The sequence below is a fragment of the Paracoccus aerodenitrificans genome (assembly GCF_027913215.1).
Lineage (GTDB): Bacteria > Pseudomonadota > Alphaproteobacteria > Rhodobacterales > Rhodobacteraceae > Paracoccus > Paracoccus aerodenitrificans.
Genome location: NZ_CP115784.1, coordinates 2,338,653 through 2,356,258, shown reverse-complemented (window position 1 = coordinate 2,356,258; position 17,606 = coordinate 2,338,653). Strand labels below are relative to the sequence as shown.

Genomic DNA, 17,606 nt, shown 5'->3' with positions numbered 1-17,606 from the left:
GGCGCAGATCGGATCTTCAGATTTTGCGATTGCAAGTTCGCCCCGCGGGGGCGCGGTCGATATCTTCAGGATGAAAACCGACGGGTTGAGCCGTGTCGATGGGTTCGATCGGGATAATGATATTGGCATTGCCGCGCCGCATGACAGCGCTGCGGTAAAAAGCTCGGCGGGTTATTTTCTTGTCGTCGCAGGGGGAGAAAGCAATTCTCTGACGGTGTTCGGGATGGACGCGTCAGGCAGGCTGGATACTCGCGATCACGTCATAGATTCGCTTCATACGCGATTTCAATCGGCGACGGCTGTAGATGCGGTTGAAATAAACGGCCGCGGATTTGTGTTTGCGGGTGGGGCGGATGACGGGATTTCCGTCATGACACTTGATGGTCAGGGCAGGCTGATCTTGCTTGCGACGCTGGCAGACACCGCAGACATGACGCTTGCCGATGTTTCGGCGCTTGAAGCGAGGGTCATTGGTGGCAAGGTCGCCATCTTTGCCGCAAGCGCGACCGAAAACGGTGTGACGCAGCTTGCCTTCTATCCCGGACGGATCGGGATCACAAAATCCGGGAGCGGGCGGCTTACCGGAGGTGAGGATAACGACATCATCATCGGCATGGGGGCGTCGTCAGCCCTTGCAGGCGCGGGTGGAGACGATATCCTGATCGGACGAGAGGGCGAGGTCGCCATGCATGGGGGGGATGGAAGTGATATTTTCATCCCCACATATGCGGCGCGACAGGTCACGATTCATGATTATGATCCGCGCCGCGACACGCTGGATCTGTCCGAACTGGCCTTTATTCGCAGCATTGCTCAGATGAAGATCATTCCGACCGCAGGCGGTGCAGCTTTGCAGGCTGGAACGGTCAGGATCGAGATACAGACGTCAGACGGAAAGGCGCTTCCTGCCTCTCATTTTACGGACAGCATGTTTCCGCTGGCGCATTATGTGAATGATATCGATTATGGCAGTCTGGTCACGCCGGTAACGCCTATCAGCGATCCCCCTGGAACGCCTCTGTCTCCCGGGGGCGGGCCCGGGCGATATTCAGGGCCGACCCCATTGCCTCCGCCGCCATCCCGTAAAAATCCCGTTCTCGGGACGGGCGGTGATGACCGTATTCGGATGCCCGATCGCGGCGGGGCAACCGATGGCCTGCGGGGCAATGACGATCTGCTGGGCGGGCATGGGCCGGACCTGCTGATCGGGAATAATGGCAGGGATACGCTGTCGGGAGGCAAGGGTTCTGATGAAATCTATGGCGGGGCTGCGGATGACCTGATCAAGGGCGGCGGCCATCATGACCGGCTGAGCGGTCACGGAAGTAATGACACTATCTATGGCGGGTCGGGGGATGACCGCATCTGGGGCTATGTCGGCAAGGATGTGCTGCATGGAGAGACGGGCAATGACGTAATCCTCGGCGGTCCGGGCGCGGACAGCATCTATGGCGGCGACGGAGACGATCTGGTCTATGGCGAAGGGGGCTGGGACAGGATCGAGGGTGGTTCCGGTCATGACAAGCTGATCGGGATTGTCGGGCATAACGTCATCAACGGCGGAACCGGCAATGACTGGATCAGGGTATGGGGGCCGGGCAACCGCATCAGCGGCGGTGACGGAGACGATTCGGTAACAGGCGGGATGGAGGCCGATCATATCTCGCTTGACACACATGACGATGTCGCGCGGGGTCGGATGGGGGACGATACGATTTTCGGCGCGGACGGTCAGGACCGGATCTACGGCAATGACGGCAATGACGCTCTGCGCGGAGAAGCGGGGAATGACAGTCTCTATGGCGGGATAGGCGATGACACGGTTCTGGGTGAGGCTGGGGATGATATTGTCAATGGCGATGGGGGGCATGACAGCCTGCGCGGCGGTCTGGGCAATGACACGATGAATGGCGGTCTGGGACCCGATCGCATGTGGGGAGAGCTGGGCCGGGATGACATGCTCGGTGGTGCGGGACCCGATGAGGTATGGGGGCTGAACGAAAATGACACGGTGCGCGGAGGTCTTGGGAACGACACGGTTGTGGGGGGCGACGGGAATGATCTTGTCGATGGCGGGTTCGGAAATGACATCATGTCCGGAGATGCGGGTAATGACACTCTGATGGGGGATCACGGCAATGACACGATTGATGGCGGTGAAGGCGACGATGTGCTGATCGGTGGGGAGCGTTACGATCAGCTTACCGGCGGTGCCGGGGCGGATCGTTTCGTGTTCAGCGCCCCCCGGATATCCTCGCGACCGGATGTGATTGAGGATTTCCGGTCTGGAGAGGATGTTATCGACCTGACGGCCTTGCCCGATGATCTGGTCTGGACGGGCAGTGACGGCCTCAGCGGAACAGGACGGCCAGAGATGGCGCTGCAGGATATTCAGGGCGGAACGCAGTTGTTGTTCGATCTGAATGGTGACGCCGATCCGGATTTTCGAATCAGCGTCATGGGGTCGCCGGTGATCCCCTTCGATCTGCTGCTGTGACAGACGGTATCAGGGATATGAGGACGCAGCACCCGACCGCACGGGGCAGACGGGTAATATATCGCCTTCGGGAGGTTTTACTTGCCGGTAATCAGCGTCCACCAGATTTTCTTCGACGGTTCCTGATACCATGCAAAGCCCAGTGCCGTGGCGGCGGGATCCATGATGACATCGCGCGTATCGCGCGTCTCCATCCAAGCCTGAAGCGTCACGATATCGTTTTCGTAGCTTTCGCTGATATTTTCGCCGACCAGTTCACCCGAATAGCCCGCTCGTTGCGCTCGATCCAGTGGGGAGGAGCCGTCCGATCCGAAATGCCATGCCCGGTTCTGCGCTGCCATATCCCGGGAATGCGCGGCAGCGGCGGCGCTCAGCGTGGGGTCAAGCTTCAGCGGCGCAACACCCGAGCCGGAGCGCAGCAGATTTACCTGTTCAAGGATACGATTGGGAATCGCTGCCGCCTCGCTGGCGCCGATCGTATAGGCGACAGGCACGGCCTGACCGTCCGGCCCGACCACGGCGCCTGGCGTTCTGGGAGCGCAGCCGGCAAGTGCCAGCCCGGTCACCAGAATGAGCATCATGGATTTCATACTGTGCCTCATCGTTTTGGTTTTCTTTTGGGTTCATCTAGCGTGGCGTCTCGCGCCGTCAAAGGAAATATTGCGTGATTTTCACAACATTTCCTGAACCATATGATCCGATAACGACAGTTTCAGTTGTCCGAATCTGCCTAGCGGGCATAAATTCGGGCCATATAATTCCAAGGCCACGTCAGACGGCCCGAGCAGGAGAAGAACATGACCAGAGCTTTCCGTGGCCTGGACCGGCGCAGCTTTGTCACCTCGGCTGCAGCGCTTGGGGCTGTGGGCTTTTCGGCCCCCGGTCTGGCGCAGACGCCCGATGCGGGACGTGTGCAATACGACCCCAATGACGACCAGACGCGCAATATATCCAGCTTCCGTGCGCAGGACTGGAAGCCTTACTTCACCTCACTGCGGAATGGCGCGATCCTGTGCGACTATACCTCGCGCGCCGTGCATTACTGGTCCGAGGATGAAAGCATCTATCGTCTCTATCCTTCGTCCATTCCGGTCAGCGCCGAGTTGACGCGCAAGGGCCGGACGGAGGTCATCAAGAAGGTCGAAGGCCCAAGCTGGGCACCGACCCCCGATATGCGCAAACGCAATCCGGAATGGCCCCCCTTCGTGCCGCCGGGGCCGGATAATCCGCTTGGGACTCACGCGCTTTACCTGTCATGGCAGTATTACCGCATTCACGGGACGCATGACACGCGCAAGATCGGGCGCAAATCCTCGAATGGCTGTGTCGGCCTGTATAATGAGCATATCAAAGAGCTTTTCGGGTATGCCAAGATCGGCACGCAGGTTCTGATCATCTGACCGCTATGCGTTGCGGCCCCGTTTCGGGGCCGTCCTCCCGTGGCGTCGCGGTCATGCGACAAGCATGTCCAGCCGGGCCGCACAGATGAAGTCATTATCCGTCAGCCCGCCCGCATCATGCGTGCTGAAGGTCACTTCGCAATATCCGAATCCGAAGCTGATATCGGGGTGGTGATCCTGCTTGTTCCCAAGCCATGCCGCGAGATTTGCCATTTCGACGGCCCTGAGGAACCCCTTGAAGGTGAAACGCCGCGTGATGCTTTTGCCGTCCTCGGACAATTTCCACCCATCGAGACGTGCGAGAAGGTTCTCCGCCGAGGCGCTGTCATGGGGTCTCGTGCCCTTTTCGATAGGTTTGCAGCTTTGCTGCGCAAGTTCTCTGTCGGGCATTGTTCGGTTCCTTTATCCTGTCACAGAATACGCGGATATAACGCCCGATCGGGGAAAAGGCTGCCACAGGGCGGTTTTTTGGTTTTATCTGCCCGTCGCAGGTACCGGAAAAATCACAGCCATCCCGCGATATTTTCGCGCACCACGTTCATCATCACCTCGATATGGGCAGGCTCGGCATTCAGACAGGGAATATAGGTGAAGTTCTTGCCCCCGGCATGTTCAAACGACTCGCGGATCTCGCCGTTTATCTCTTCCAGCGTTTCGATACAGTCCGACGCGAAGGCGGGTGAGATCACGGCGATATCGGTGTGACCCTGCCGGGCCAGTTCCGCGACATGTTCCACCGTGTAGGGGCGCAGCCATTCTTCGCGACCAAAGACGGATTGGAACGTCGTGTCGATAATGCCGTCCTGCCAGCCAAGCGCGTTTTGCAGAAGCCGGGAGGTTTTCTGGCACTGGCAGTGATAGGGATCGCCCTCCAGAAGATAGCGCTTCGGCATCCCGTGATATGAGGCGACCAGCTTGCCGGGCGTCCTGCCCTCAAGCGCCCGTCGGACCGAGCCGGCAAGTGCCTCGATATAATCGGGCCGGTCGAAATAGGGCTCGACGGTCCGCACGGCGGGTTGCCATTTCTGCTGCATCAGGGCGCGGAAAAGCTGGTCATTCGCCGTTGCTGACGTCGCGCCCGCATATTGCGGATAAAGCGGCAGGAACAGGATGCGGCGGCAGCCTTCCTTGACCATGCGGTCCAGTACCTCATGAGTCGACGGGTTGCCATAGCGCATGCAGAATTCCACCATGACCTGATCGCCCCATTCGGCTTCAGCCCGTTGTCGCAGCGCATCCGCCTGATCGCGGGTGATAGTCATGAGCGGGCTTTCGCCTTTCTCCTCATTCCAGATCAGCTTGTAATTCGCCCCGGAGCTGAAAGGCCGCTTGGTCAGGATGATCCCTTGCAGAAGCGGCTGCCATTTCCAGCCCGGCAGGTCGATCACGCGCTTATCCGAGAGGAATTCATTCAGATAGCGGCGCATCGACCAGTAATCATAGCCATCGGGCGTCCCGAGATTGGCAATGAGGATGCCGGTTTTATCCCGAACGATCTCGGGATGGTCGGCGGGGGCGTGCTGGGGCGTCATGATGTTCTCGCTTTCAATGCATCCGAGAGCGGCATTCTGGCCGAGCCGGGACGCAGAGGTTTTTGCTGGCCCGGATCGGGGGCCCATCCAGTCAGAAAGATCAGGTCGAATGTGGCAAGAATCCGGCCGGGATTGGCCGGATCGGGATATCGGCTGGCGTAATCCTCAGCGGCACGGGCAAAGATCTCGCGCCGGGTGGGATGGCGGAGGCGCTGATTCAGCGCGTTGGTTTCGCCCATGGCACGCAGATCCGCCGCCAGATGGAACAGGTCGCGATAGCTGGCGGGCGCGGCGAGATGATCGGCCACCGGCAGGGCCAGACCGGCGCGGGCCAACAGGCCGCCAAGGTCGCGGATCTCTCCCATCGGCAGAAGGCGCGGCGACAGGCCTCCGGTGGCGTCGATCTCGGCGCGGGACAGGACGTCGCGCAATTCGATCAGCGTATCGCCGCCAAAACAAACCGCCATGAAAAGCCCGTCCGGCTTCAGCGCCCGCGCGGATTGCACGATCTGTCCGACGGGATCCTCGGCCCAGTGGAGGCTCATGGCGTGGATGACCAGATCCAGATTTCGGGGCAGCGCCAGAATTTCGTCATCTGGCAGGATGGTGGCGTCGGGAAAGATACCGGCCCAGAATTCGGGCCATGCGGTGACAATGCCGATGCGCGTAAAGTCTCTGTTAATCTCTCCGAGCCTATCCTGAACCTCATCTGCGGCAAGCCGATGCAGCGGTTCGGCCAGCCCAAGCCGCCGCGCCCGTGCGCGTTGGCGGGCCAAAGCTGCCGGATCAACCAGCCTGTGACGGCCATTATCTGATTGGGTCTTTTCATGGTCGGAGGTCATGGCCGCATTTCTTAAATCCCTTCCGCGGGCGATGAAAGCCGCATTGACGATGGTCTATCCGCCGCAATGTCTGTCCTGCGGGATTGCTGTCGAACAGGATGGTGCGCTTTGTCCAGCCTGCTGGCGGGATTGTGAGTTTGTGTCGGGCTGTGCCTGCCATGTGTGCGGCGTGCCTCTGCCCGGAGTCGCAGCGGAGGCAGGTTTGATCTGCGACGATTGCCTCCGGCTTCGGCCTTCCTGGCATGCTGGCCGGGCGGCTTTGGTCTATGGCGGCGTCGGGCGAGGGATGGTGCTGGCGCTGAAACATGGGGACAGGCCGGATCTGGCGGTGCCTCTGGGGCAGTGGCTGGCGGATGCTGCGCGACCGCTTGTCACGGATGATACGGTTATTCTGCCGATCCCGCTGCATCCGCGCCGGTTCATGGTGCGCAAATATAATCAGGCCGATTTGCTGGCGCAGCAGATCGGACGAAGAACGGGGCTGGCCGTCATGCCCTCGCTTCTGAGAAGAACGCGGGCCACCCAAGCGCAGGACCATCGCAGCCACGCCGAACGTCACGAGAATTTGAAGGACGCATTTTCCGTTTCACCACGCGGTTGCAAGCTGTTGGCGTCGCGTCCGGTTCTGCTGGTGGATGATGTCATGGCCTCGGGTGCCACAATGGAGGCGGCGAGCCGTGCGCTGCTGGCGCAAGGGGTCGAACAGGTATCGGTCGCAGTTCTGGCGCGGGCGGTGAAGCAATAGCCGCGCCTGTATATGGTCTGTGAAAATGCCGAAGTTCTGGAAATCGCGGCGTGGAACATATACATCCCTGAAAACAGTCTGATTCAGGGGAAGCCGAATGGCGAAAGTCGAAATTTATACCACGCCGACCTGCCCGTTCTGTCGTGCGGCCAAGCAATTGCTTGACAAAAAAGGCGTCGGCTATCAGGAAATCGATGTCAGCCGGGATGCCTCACTTCGCGAAAAAATGATGGAACGCGCCAATGGGCGGAGAACTGTTCCGCAGATTTTCATCGACGACAAGCATATAGGCGGCTCTGACGATTTGCGGGCAATGGATCAGGCGGGCAAGCTGGATCCGCTTCTGGCTGCCTGAGCCCTGGACGATGCTCTGACAGCCGGGCTGGTTCAGCTTTCGGTAGGCGACGATCCTGCCGCGAACCTGCCCGTCACGCAGCAACTTGTCGCAGAAGCGGCGGGGCAGGGCGCCAGTCTGGTCGTCACGCCGGAATGCACGAATCTTATCTCTGGCGATCGAAGCTGGCAGTCAGAAATCCTGCGGCCCGAGGCTGAGGATGAGACCTTGCAGGCACTTCGCCGTCAGGCCTCGGATCTGGGGATCTGGCTGCTGATCGGCTCGCTGGCGCTGAAATCCGACGATCCCGGTGAGACGCGTTTCGTGAATCGCAGCCTGCTGGTCGATCCCTCCGGCGGCATTTCCGCGCGTTACGACAAGATCCATATGTTCGACGTGACGATTTCCGAAACGGAAAGCTTCCGGGAATCGAGCGCCTACCGTCCCGGATCGCACGCTGTTCTGGCGGATAAGCCGGTCAGGATCGGCATGACGGTATGTTACGATCTGCGCTTTCCGCATCTCTATCGCCTGCTGGGGCAGGCCGGTGCCGAAATTCTGAGCATCCCGGCGGCGTTCAACGACACGACAGGTGCGGCGCATTGGCATGTGCTTTTGCGTGCCCGGGCCATTGAAACCGGCAGTTTTGTGCTGGCCCCGGCGCAATGCGGTCTGCACGAGGCCGCGCATGCCGCGAGACCGCGCGAGCGCCGGAGTTACGGCCACAGCCTTGCGGTGTCCCCTTGGGGAGACGTGCTTGCGGAAGCGGAAGACGGCCCCGGTGTGCGTGTGGTAAAGCTTGACTTGAACGCTGTTCGCAAGGCACGGTTTCGCATTCCCGCGATCCGGACCAACCAACCATTTGAAGCGCCTTGACCGATCTGAAGACACAACCTCCAGAGGAATCGAGCCGTAATTCGGTTGCGGCAAGCCTTTTTGCCGAAGTGCTTGTGGTCGAACAGCTTGCGCGGGCTCTGATCGGCCGGACCTTGCCCGGCGGAATGCAGATCTCGCATTTTTCCGTGCTGAACCTGCTGGCGCATGTCTCGGAAGAGCGGACTCCGGCACAACTGGCCGAGGCGTTTCATGTTACCCGCGGGGCCATGACCAACACGCTGGCGCGGCTTGAATGGGCGGGGCATGTGCATATCCGTCCCGATTGGGACGATGCGCGGCGTAAATTCGTGTCTATCAGCCCGTCTGGCCGGGCGGCGCGGGATGCGGCGCTTGCGGCTATCCTGCCCGCCATGTCGGATGTGGTGCGCGATATCGGGGCCGAGCGGGTGCGGGCCGCTTTGCCGGTTCTCCGCGCCCTGCGCGACCGGCTTGAGCTTGGTTAACCCTGGCTCAGCCGGGCTGCCAGACGAAATGCGTGGCTGGGGTCCCCGGCCATATCCGGCATAACCGGATCATAGGCGGCGCGGATCAGCCGGGCGAGTTCCGGCGACGGGGTGATCTCGCGGGCGAAGCTCAGCATGGAGCGCATGGCGATGGTTTCGGCCAGCACACCGGGATGGGCATCGGCAAGCGCCCCGCCGATGCGGATGAAGGACAGGCAGGCGCGGATTGCGCCACCCGGATCGAAGCGAAAAATCTGATAATGATCTGCATGCTGACTCTGAAGCCTTTCGGCAAGCCCGTCCTGCCCCGTCAGCCGGTCCAGATCGGGTATTCCTGCAATCTCATCCCAGTTGCGGCAGAAGAAGATCATCAGATTCGCGCCCATTTCGGGATCGGTGTCGCTGATTGGATGACCGGCATGACGATAGGCCGCATGCAGCGCCGCGCGGAAGATATCCAGCGTTTCATCCGCCAGACTGAAGATCACCGGCGCGACCGGACGCCCCCATCTTGCGCACAGATAAGTGCCGTCGCGGGTAAAGAGATCGGTGATTTCGTCGGTGGTAAGGCTCATGGTGCTGCTCTGTTCCGGGGATCGGCCCCTGAAAACCTTGCGCCGCAGCCGAGGTCAAGTCGTCGCGGGCAGGATATGCTGCCGAAGCGCAAGGGATCTTTGCGGCAATGTGAGCAGAGGGGCGGCTTGTCCCGTCCGGTGTCTCGGCTATAAGGGTGCGCAAGGATAAGGCGGGAAGATATGAGCCACGAGACTGACAGTTTCATCGACGAAGTCACTGAAGAAGTTCGGCGCGACCGGCTCTATGCGCTGTTCCGCCGCTATGGCTGGATCGGCCTTTTGCTGATTGCGGTGATCGTCGGCGGCGCCGCATGGCGTGAATATGCCAGTTCGCGCGACCGGGCGGCTGCGCAGCAATGGGGCGATGCGGTTCTGGCGGCGCAGAATTCGGACGATGTGCCGGGTCAGCTTGCCGCGCTTGAGAATGGCGGGAATCCTGACCGGGCGGCTCTGGCCGATCTTCTGGCGGCGGGTGCGGCGCTTGAGGCTGGCGATGTCGAGGCGGCGGGCCCGATGCTTGATGCTGCCTATAGCGGTGCCGAAGATCCTGTGATCCGCGATCTGGCGCGGCTGAAGGCGATCCTCGTCCGGGGCAATACGATGAACCCGGCGGAACGCGACGCGATTCTGTCCGAATTGTCGCAGCCCGGCGCACCGTTCCGCCTGCTGGCTCTGGAACAGAAGGCCGTGGCGCTTGCCGCTGCCGGTCGCAGTCCGGACGCGCTGACGCTGATCCGCGAGACATTGGCCGAGGACGGTATCAGCCAGGCGCTGCGTGGCAGGCTGACCGAGCTAATGATCAGCCTCGGCGGCGACCCAGAGGTGAACCCGGTCATGCCGCCTGCCGTTGCAAGTGCCGCTGCGGCCCCGGATGATGTAACGGTGTCGGACGATGCCGCGACTGCCGGTGCTCCTGCCGCTGCCGAATGATAGTTTGCCGCAAGATACGAGGCCTGCAATGACGACGAAATCAGCCGTGACCCCCGCACGCCTTGCCCTGTTGGCTGTATTGGCTCTGTCCGCCTGTGCCGAAAGAGAGGTCACTCTGCCGGGGCAGCGTCTGGACCCCCGCGCAGTCACCTCGCCCGATGGCCCCGCTGTTGAGCAACCCGCCGTTTCGACCACGGCGCTGAGCCTGCCCGCTGCGCGTGCGAATGCCGAATGGACGCATCGCGGGGCGAATGCGGCGCATCTCAGCGGTCATGTCGCGCTCGGGTCAGGGATGCAGCAGGTCTTTGCGGCTCCGATCGGTCAGCCGGCGGGTAAGCGGCACCGGATCACCGCCGATCCGATTGTCGCAGCGGGGCGGGTCTTTACGCTGGACAGCCGCGCGACAGTCACGGCGACAGCGCAATCGGGCGGCACTGCCTGGTCGACTAACCTGACCCCTGCCGGTGAAAGCCCGAACAGCGTTTCCGGCGGCGGCGTCGCCTATGAAAGCGGGCAGGTCTTTGCGACGACCGGTTATGGTGAGCTTGTCGCTCTGGATGCGGCAAGTGGCGGCATTTTGTGGCGTCAGCGTGTCGGAGCCCCCATCGGCGGTGCACCGACAGTACAGAATGGCGTCGTCTATGTGACCAGCCGCAACGCCGTCGGCTTTGCGGTGCGGGCCTCGGATGGCAAGCTGCTGTGGCAGGTAGCCGGGATTCCGCAGCCGACCGGGGTCATGGGCGTGGCCGCTCCGGCGGTTGCGGGTGATCTGGTGGTGTTTCCTTTCTCATCCGGTCAGCTTCTGGCTGTTGACCGGGAAACCGGCACTGAACGCTGGTCCGGTCAGGTTGCGGGCAATCGCGTCGGTCGGGCGATCTCGAATATCCGCGACATGACCGGAGAGCCGGTCATTGCCGGTGATGTAATCTATGCCGGAACCTCTTCAGGACGCATCAATGCGTTTGACCGGCAAAGCGGCCTGCCGCTCTGGTCGGCGCGTCAGGGGGCGGTGTCTCCGGTGCTGGCTGTCGGCAATGCGATCTTCGCGGTGAATGATCAGAACCAGCTTGTGCGCATCGATGCCGCGACCGGAGCCGTGATCTGGGGTGTCAATATGCCCTGGTATACCGACACCCGGGTCAGACGGCAGGATCGCATCTATGCGCATTACGGGCCGATCCTCGCAGGGGGCAGGCTGTTTGTCGCCTCGTCGGACGGTTTGCTGCGGGCCTTTGATCCGGTCTCGGGCAGTCTGGTCGGGCAGGCTCCGATCCCGGGCGGGGCGGCTTCGGCACCCGTCGTTGCTGGGAACACGCTGTATGTCGCAAGCCGCGACGGCAATCTCTACGCTTACAGATGAGCTTTACACTCGCCATTGTCGGCAGGCCGAATGTCGGTAAATCCACTCTGTTCAACCGGCTTGTCGGTAAGCGGCTGGCGCTTGTCGACGATCAGCCCGGCGTTACGCGCGATCTGCGCGAAGGGCAGGGGCGGCTTGGCGATCTGCGATTTATCGTGGTCGATTCTGCCGGTCTGGAACTGGCCGAGGATGACAGTCTGCAAGGCCGGATGCGCCGCCTGACCGAACGCGCCGTCGATGAGGCGGATGTGGCGCTTTTCGTGATCGATGCGCGCGTCGGTGTGACGGCGACGGACGAATATTTCGCCGATATTCTGCGCAAACGGGCAAAACATGTGATCCTTGCCGCGAATAAATCCGAAGGCCGCGCCGGAGAGGCGGGCGCAATGGAGGCGTATGCGCTTGGTCTTGGCGAACCTCTCCGCATCTCTGCCGAGCATGGTGAGGGGATGGAGGATATTTACGCCAGGCTGAAACCGCTTGCAGCCGAGCTGACAGCGGCGAATGCGGTATATGAGCCTGCTGTCGATGTGGACTTGCCCGAGGATGCCGAGTTCGATGAGGATGCGGCTCCGGACTGGATGCCGACCGATGCGCGTCCGCTGCAACTGGCTGTGATCGGGCGGCCGAATGCGGGAAAATCGACGCTGATCAACAGGATTCTCGGCGAGGATCGTTTGCTGACCGGCCCCGAGGCGGGGATTACCCGCGACGCGATCTCGGTCAGGGCCGAGTTCATGGGCACGCCGATGCGGATCTTCGATACCGCCGGAATGCGCAAACGCGGGCGGGTGACCGACAAGCTTGAGAAGCTCTCTGTGGCCGATGGGTTGCGTGCCGTGCGCTTCGCCGAGGTGGTCGTGGTGCTTCTGGATGTGGCGATCCCGTTCGAGCAGCAGGATCTGCGCATTGCCGATCTGGCCGAGACGGAAGGCCGCGCGGTGGTCGTTGCCGCGAATAAATGGGATCTTGAGGATGACAAGCCCGAGAAGCTGAAAGAGCTGCGTCAATCCTTCGAGAGATTGCTGCCCCAGTTGAAAGGGGCGCCGTTGGTGACGGTTTCGGCGCGAACCGGCAAGGGGCTGGACCGGCTGCATAATGCGATCATGATGGCATATGCGGTGTGGAATCGCCGGGTTTCGACCTCGAAGCTGAACCAGTGGCTTGAGGCGATGACCGAGGCGCATCCTCCGCCAGCGCCGGGCGGACGGCGGATCAGGCTGCGTTACATGACGCAAGTGAAGACCCGGCCTCCGGCATTCGTGGTCAAGGCGACGCATACGGACAAGATCCCGGAAAGCTATCACCGCTATCTGGTGAACGGGTTGCGGACGGATTTCGACATGCCCGGCACCCCGATCCGGATTTTCTTCCGCGATCAGGGCAAGGTGAATCCATATCGGCACAAGGCGGAAAAGATCAGCCAGTCCGGTGCTCTTTCCAAGCACAAGAACCGGCAGAAGCCGAAGGGAAGCTGATCAGGTCGTCACACGGACCAGCAGGAAGGTCAGCGCGGCAATTGACAGCACCGAAATGACGGCGATGGCGGGCGCGGACTCGATCATCGCTGCGGATAGCGCAAGAAATGCGAACATCACGGTGATCGTATAGAGCGCATTGCGCGGCATCCGCATCTGGACCGCCATTGTCGTGACGCAGGCAATCACAGACGCCACCAGAGAAGCAAGCTCGGGCGGCATCCGCATTGCATCATGGATAAAGGATGCAAAGGCGGTGAAGGTCAGGATGGTGGTCCAGCCCAGAATGATCCCGATCAGCGGACTATGCGCCAGCCTGCCATCCGACATGCGCCGGCTGATCGCGGCAATCTGGGCGATCAGCATGATCACGCAGACAAGAAACCCTGCAAGCGGCGCATGATAGGCAATCCACGGCCAGACCGCGCCGCAGAGAAACGCGCCGGACAGCAAAGCGATATCCGCGGGGGGCAAGGCCCGTTCGCCATCAAGATCCTTCATCGTAAAAATCGCGAAACCGGCGACGGTGATCCAGACGCCGACAAGGATGACCCAGGTTGCCATATCCTCGGGGATCAGCAGAACCGCAGCCAGTAGATTTGGTTCGACCGGGATATTTTCGACGATATAGCTGGGTTGGCGCTGCTGATCCTCATGGAGGGCCAAGCTCATGCTGCTGGCAAGAAAAACCAGCGTCGAGAAGACCAGTACGAGCTTTCCGAGCTGTGCCATTCAGGACAACGCCTCACCACACGGCAGGTAGCGGAGAATCACCTGCCATTGAAGTTGTTGTTCATTTATTCAAGACCACCGTCAGCTTTCAACACTGCTTTGCCGCCCAGATAGCGATGCAGGACCTCTGGCAGGATCACAGACCCGTCCTGCTGCTGTCCGTTCTCCAGCACGGCGATCAGGGTTCGCCCGACCGCGAGGCCCGATCCGTTCAGCGTATGCAGGAACTCCGGCTTGCCGCCTGCCTCGGGGCGATAGCGTGCATTCATCCGTCGCGCCTGAAAATCACCGCAATAGCTGATGCTGCTGATCTCGCGATAGCATGACTGACCGGGCAGCCAGGCCTCGATGTCATGGGTGATGCGGGCGCCGAAGCCCATATCGCCGGTGCACAGCACGACAGTGCGATAGGGCAGACCAAGCCCTTCCAGAATCGCCTCGGCACAGCCGGTCATCCGCGCATGTTCGTCCATGCCGGTATCGGCTGCGGTGATCGAGACCATCTCGACCTTTTCAAATTGATGCTGACGCAGTATGCCTGCAGTATCGCGCCCCGCACTGCCGGCTTCCGAGCGGAAACATTGCGAATGGGCGACAAGACGGCGCGGCAGCGCATCCGCCTCAAGCAGGTCGCCGTTAACCGTGTTGGTCAGCGTGACCTCGGCTGTCGGGATCAGCCACCAGCCTTCCCGCGTCTGATAGCTGTCCTCGCCGAATTTCGGCAGCTGACCTGTGCCTTCCATCATTTCGGGCAGCACCAGAACCGGGGTCCATGTCTCGGTCAGCCCGTGCGCATCGATATGGGTATCGATCATATATTGCGCCAATGCGCGATGAATGCGGGCGACTGCGCCGGTCAGGACCACGAAGCGCGATCCCGACAGTTTCGCGGCGGTCGTGAAATCCATCGAGGGCTTGACCGCGGCAATTTCGAAATGCTCGGCGGGGGTAAAATCGAACTCGCGCGGAGTACCCCAACGGCGGATCTCGACATTGTCGCTTTCATCCTTGCCGTCGGGAACACTGTCCAGCGGAAGATTCGGGATCGTCATCAGCAGATCGCGCAGCTTCTGGTCCAGCTCTGCCGCTTCGGCGTGCATCGCGGCGATCTTTGCCTTGCTTTCAGCGACCGAGGCGCGGAGCCGTTCGAACTCCGCCTCATCTCCTTTTGCCTTTGCGGCCCCGACCAGCTTGCTGGCGCGGTTCTGCTCGGCCTGCGCTTCTTCCGCTATTCTGATGCGGGTCCGGCGCTCTTCGTCCAGCGACAGGATCCGGGCAGAGACCGGATCTGCCCCCCGGCGCTGAAGCGCTGCGTCGAAAGCTTCCGGGTTTTCGCGGATGGCGCGGATGTCATGCATGGCGGAACCTGTCCTTGATCTTCGCGTCAGGTGTTAGCGGAACGGGCCGCAGATTGAAATACGTCCTGACAGGTCAGCGGCTGACCGCAATGCCCCGGGAGGACAGCAATTCCCCAAGCTCACCCCGGAATTCCTGTGGTCCGGGATAGCCCTCGATCCGGCCGGTCTCGATCCCGTCCTGTATCAGGATAAAAGTTGGTGTGACGACCGGACGGCGGTCAAGTGCCAGACCGTCAGGCCAGGGACCATGCACATTAACGCGCAGCAGGGGTGCAGCGATTCCCTGAGCGGTTTCGTTATAATCCGTCCCGATTTCACGTTCCCATTCGGCGCAGAAATGGCATCCGTCCTGACGCACCATCAGCAATTGCACCGGAGCGATCTGGACTGTCCCGGCGACTGCCTCGACACCGATCGCAGCGGCGATCAGAACGGTCAGCATCGAAAGGATTTGCAGACGTAGCACCTTCGATACCCCCTCATGGCTCTACATGCCGGAAGATAAGCGCGGCGCAGGGCAGGGGCAAGCTGGCGTCGCCGAAAACCGCGTCCGGTTTTGCGTTTCGGGGGCTGTGGGTTTATCCAGATCAGAAGCTGAATGAAACGCCCGGTTTTGCGTCGCAGCGCATTCCGGTCTGGGAGAGAATGGGGCAGATGGAAAAGGACAGGAACATGTTGGATCTGCCAGACGATAAGACGCTTTACGCTGCCCTGGCCAATCGCGATCCGGCCTTTGAGGGCCGGGCCTATGTCGGTGTGACCTCTACCGGGATTTTTTGCAGGCTGACCTGCCCGGCGCGAAAGCCAAACCCCGAGAATTGCCGCTGGTTCGCCAATGCGGAAGAAGCGCAGGCTGCCGGGTTCCGTCCCTGCAAGCGCTGCCATCCCTCCGGTGCGACGGCAGAGGGCGATGCTGCTGTCACGGCGTTGCGCAAGATGATCGAGGCCGATCCGGGTCGCCGCTGGACCGAGGCGGATATCGAGGAAATGGGCTATGATCCCTCAACCGTGCGACGGGCCTTCCGCCGGAATTTCGGAGTGACCTTTCTTCAGATGGCACGGCAGGCGCGGCTTAAAGAGGGTGTATCCCGTGTGGCGGCAGGCGGTGCCGTGATCGACGCGCAGCTTGATGCCGGTTTCGAATCGGCAAGCGGGTTCCGTCAGGCCTTCGCACGCTTGTTCGGCCATCCGCCTGCGGCGATGCGCGGTGCCGGAGGGCTTGTCGCGGACTGGATCGAGACACCGCTTGGCGGCATGATCGCTGTCGCGGATGAAAATGCGCTGCATCTGCTTGAGTTCAGCGACCGCAAGGCGCTGAAGACGCAGCTTGGTCGCGTTTCGCGTGATGCAGGGGGCAGGGTCGGTCTGGGCAGATCGGATATCACCCGGCATACGGAAGCGCAGTTGAATGCGTTTTTCGCCGGTGATCTGTTGCGCTTCGATGTCCCGCTTGCGCCGCACGGCACGGATTTTCAGCGCCGTGTCTGGGAGGCGCTGCGTCAGATCCCCGCAGGCCAGACCCGCAGCTATGGCGAGGTCGCGACGGAAATCGGTCAGCCGACTGCCGTCCGTGCCGTGGCCCGTGCCAATGCCACGAATGGGATTGCGATCATTATCCCCTGTCACCGGGTCATCGGCGCTGACGGTACTCTGACGGGCTATGCCGGAGGTCTCTGGCGCAAGGAAAAGCTGATCGCCGCCGAGCATAAATATGCGGGTGCGCAATGAGCTTTGCTGCAATTCATCGCCCCGGTGATCCTTTGATCCTGTTCAATATCTGGGATGCGGGATCAGCCCGTGCCATAGCGGATGCAGGTGCGGTCGCTCTGGCGACGGGCAGCGCCTCGGTCGCGGGCGCAATGGGATTCGCGGACGGGCAGGAATTGCCGTTCGATCTGCTTGTCGACCTTGCGGCAAGAATCGCCTCGGCATCGGATCTCCCGCTGAGCGTCGATTTCGAGGCGGGTTATGCGGACAACCCTGCCGATGTCGCCGAAAACGCCGCGCGGCTGGAAGAAACCGGAGTAGCAGGAATCAATCTGGAAGACGGTATTCCTCCGGAAAACGGCGTAAGATCAATTGAGGAGCAAGCGCGTCTGATTGAGGCCATCGACCAGAGAACCTCGCTGTTTATCAACGCGCGGACCGACCTGTTTTTGCAGAATTCGTCCGAACGCCACGCATCGTTGGTAGCTGATGCCCTTGAACGTGCAGCCGCTTTCAATGAGGCTGGCGCGGATGGGTTCTTTGTCCCCGGACTGGTCGATCTGGAACTGATTCGCGAAATCTGCGGCAGTTCGCCTTTACCGGTGAATGTGATGAAATCACCGTCCTCGCCGCGAATTGCGGACCTTGCGGATGCCGGTGTCGCACGAATCAGCTTTGGCCCCTTCCCCTGGCGGGATTCAATGACCGCATTGGCGCGGGCATTTCAAGAACAGACTGCCCGATCCTGATCAACAGGGCTTGACCTTGGCGCAACA

At 61.1% G+C, this 17,606-nt stretch carries 19 protein-coding genes; 11 read left to right on the top strand and 8 right to left on the bottom strand.

All coding sequences use genetic code 11. The features are described 5' to 3' along the window. Positions 1-223 precede the first annotated feature (223 nt). Positions 224-2,497, top strand: a complete 2,274-nt coding sequence (locus PAE61_RS12960) for a calcium-binding protein (RefSeq protein ID WP_434803074.1) — start codon at positions 224-226, stop codon at positions 2,495-2,497. A gap of 77 nt (positions 2,498-2,574) precedes the next feature. On the opposite strand, the gene dalA is transcribed toward PAE61_RS12960, so the two are convergent. Continuing rightward, positions 2,575-3,087 (bottom strand): divisome-associated lipoprotein DalA, encoded by a 513-nt coding sequence (gene dalA / locus PAE61_RS12955; protein WP_271112793.1) that lies wholly within the window; start codon positions 3,085-3,087, stop codon positions 2,575-2,577. Between the two features lie 207 nt (positions 3,088-3,294). Between dalA and PAE61_RS12950 the strand changes: the two genes are divergently transcribed. Next, positions 3,295-3,897 carry a L,D-transpeptidase gene (locus tag PAE61_RS12950; protein ID WP_271112792.1) on the top strand — a complete coding sequence of 201 codons (603 nt, stop codon included), beginning with the start codon at positions 3,295-3,297 and terminating at the stop codon, positions 3,895-3,897. Between the two features lie 51 nt (positions 3,898-3,948). Here PAE61_RS12950 and PAE61_RS12945 read toward each other — a convergent pair whose 3' ends face one another. The 3 genes from PAE61_RS12945 to PAE61_RS12935 form a co-directional block, all read right to left on the bottom strand. Next, entirely contained in the window at positions 3,949-4,287 is a 339-nt protein-coding gene (locus PAE61_RS12945) for a 4a-hydroxytetrahydrobiopterin dehydratase (RefSeq protein WP_271112791.1), read from the bottom strand. A gap of 113 nt (positions 4,288-4,400) precedes the next feature. Then, positions 4,401-5,429 (bottom strand): ferrochelatase, encoded by a 1,029-nt coding sequence (gene hemH, locus PAE61_RS12940; RefSeq protein ID WP_271112790.1) that lies wholly within the window; start codon positions 5,427-5,429, stop codon positions 4,401-4,403. Further along, entirely contained in the window at positions 5,426-6,271 is an 846-nt protein-coding gene (locus PAE61_RS12935; protein ID WP_271112789.1) for a methyltransferase domain-containing protein, read from the bottom strand. Before PAE61_RS12935 ends, hemH begins: the two co-directional genes overlap by 4 nt. On the opposite strand from PAE61_RS12935, the gene PAE61_RS12930 reads away from it, so the two are divergent. The 4 genes from PAE61_RS12930 (at position 6,270) to PAE61_RS12915 (ending at position 8,690) form a co-directional block, all read left to right on the top strand. Then, positions 6,270-7,016 carry a ComF family protein gene (locus PAE61_RS12930; RefSeq protein ID WP_271112788.1) on the top strand — a complete coding sequence of 249 codons (747 nt, stop codon included), beginning with the start codon at positions 6,270-6,272 and terminating at the stop codon, positions 7,014-7,016. The two genes, PAE61_RS12935 and PAE61_RS12930, sit on opposite strands and share 2 nt — an antisense overlap. Before the next feature lie 97 nt (positions 7,017-7,113). Beyond that, positions 7,114-7,371 carry a glutaredoxin 3 gene (grxC, locus tag PAE61_RS12925; RefSeq protein ID WP_271112787.1) on the top strand — a complete coding sequence of 86 codons (258 nt, stop codon included), beginning with the start codon at positions 7,114-7,116 and terminating at the stop codon, positions 7,369-7,371. Between the two features lie 15 nt (positions 7,372-7,386). Then, positions 7,387-8,226, top strand: a complete 840-nt coding sequence (locus PAE61_RS12920; protein ID WP_271115157.1) for a carbon-nitrogen hydrolase family protein — start codon at positions 7,387-7,389, stop codon at positions 8,224-8,226. Next, positions 8,223-8,690 (top strand): MarR family winged helix-turn-helix transcriptional regulator, encoded by a 468-nt coding sequence (locus tag PAE61_RS12915; protein ID WP_271112786.1) that lies wholly within the window; start codon positions 8,223-8,225, stop codon positions 8,688-8,690. The genes PAE61_RS12920 and PAE61_RS12915 overlap by 4 nt, the downstream gene beginning before the upstream one ends. Here the strand turns inward: PAE61_RS12915 and PAE61_RS12910 are convergent. After that, complete coding sequence (locus PAE61_RS12910; protein ID WP_271112785.1) at positions 8,687-9,265, bottom strand: hypothetical protein; 579 nt, start codon at positions 9,263-9,265, stop codon at positions 8,687-8,689. The genes PAE61_RS12915 and PAE61_RS12910 overlap by 4 nt on opposite strands. Positions 9,266-9,445: 180 nt before the next feature. Between PAE61_RS12910 and PAE61_RS12905 the strand changes: the two genes are divergently transcribed. The 3 genes from PAE61_RS12905 to der are packed head-to-tail and all read left to right on the top strand — an operon-like array spanning position 9,446 to position 13,033. After that, complete coding sequence (locus PAE61_RS12905) at positions 9,446-10,195, top strand: tetratricopeptide repeat protein (protein WP_271112784.1); 750 nt, start codon at positions 9,446-9,448, stop codon at positions 10,193-10,195. 28 nt (positions 10,196-10,223) lie between these two features. Continuing rightward, complete coding sequence (locus PAE61_RS12900) at positions 10,224-11,555, top strand: outer membrane protein assembly factor BamB family protein (RefSeq protein WP_271112783.1); 1,332 nt, start codon at positions 10,224-10,226, stop codon at positions 11,553-11,555. Beyond that, a complete protein-coding gene (gene der, locus PAE61_RS12895; protein ID WP_271112782.1) occupies positions 11,552-13,033 on the top strand; it encodes a ribosome biogenesis GTPase Der in 1,482 nt (493 codons plus the stop codon). The genes PAE61_RS12900 and der overlap by 4 nt, the downstream gene beginning before the upstream one ends. On the opposite strand, the gene PAE61_RS12890 is transcribed toward der, so the two are convergent. The 3 genes from PAE61_RS12890 to PAE61_RS12880 all read right to left on the bottom strand — a co-directional run bounded on the left by PAE61_RS12890 (position 13,034) and on the right by PAE61_RS12880 (position 15,589). Beyond that, entirely contained in the window at positions 13,034-13,765 is a 732-nt protein-coding gene (locus PAE61_RS12890) for a hypothetical protein (RefSeq protein ID WP_271112781.1), read from the bottom strand. A 65-nt stretch (positions 13,766-13,830) separates the two neighbouring features. Then, on the bottom strand, positions 13,831-15,123 hold the full coding sequence (gene serS / locus PAE61_RS12885; protein ID WP_271112780.1) for a serine--tRNA ligase: 1,293 nt from the start codon (positions 15,121-15,123) through the stop codon (positions 13,831-13,833). Positions 15,124-15,196: 73 nt separating this feature from the next. Next, complete coding sequence (locus tag PAE61_RS12880) at positions 15,197-15,589, bottom strand: SoxS protein (RefSeq protein WP_271112779.1); 393 nt, start codon at positions 15,587-15,589, stop codon at positions 15,197-15,199. A 206-nt stretch (positions 15,590-15,795) separates the two neighbouring features. Between PAE61_RS12880 and PAE61_RS12875 the strand changes: the two genes are divergently transcribed. Together PAE61_RS12875 and PAE61_RS12870 are read left to right on the top strand one after the other, a co-directional pair. After that, the gene (locus tag PAE61_RS12875) at positions 15,796-16,851 is read left to right on the top strand and encodes a bifunctional transcriptional activator/DNA repair enzyme AdaA (protein WP_271112778.1); all 1,056 of its coding nucleotides are present in this window, start codon (positions 15,796-15,798) and stop codon (positions 16,849-16,851) included. Then, entirely contained in the window at positions 16,848-17,579 is a 732-nt protein-coding gene (locus tag PAE61_RS12870; RefSeq protein ID WP_271112777.1) for an isocitrate lyase/PEP mutase family protein, read from the top strand. The genes PAE61_RS12875 and PAE61_RS12870 overlap by 4 nt, the downstream gene beginning before the upstream one ends. Positions 17,580-17,606: the final 27 nt, after the last annotated feature.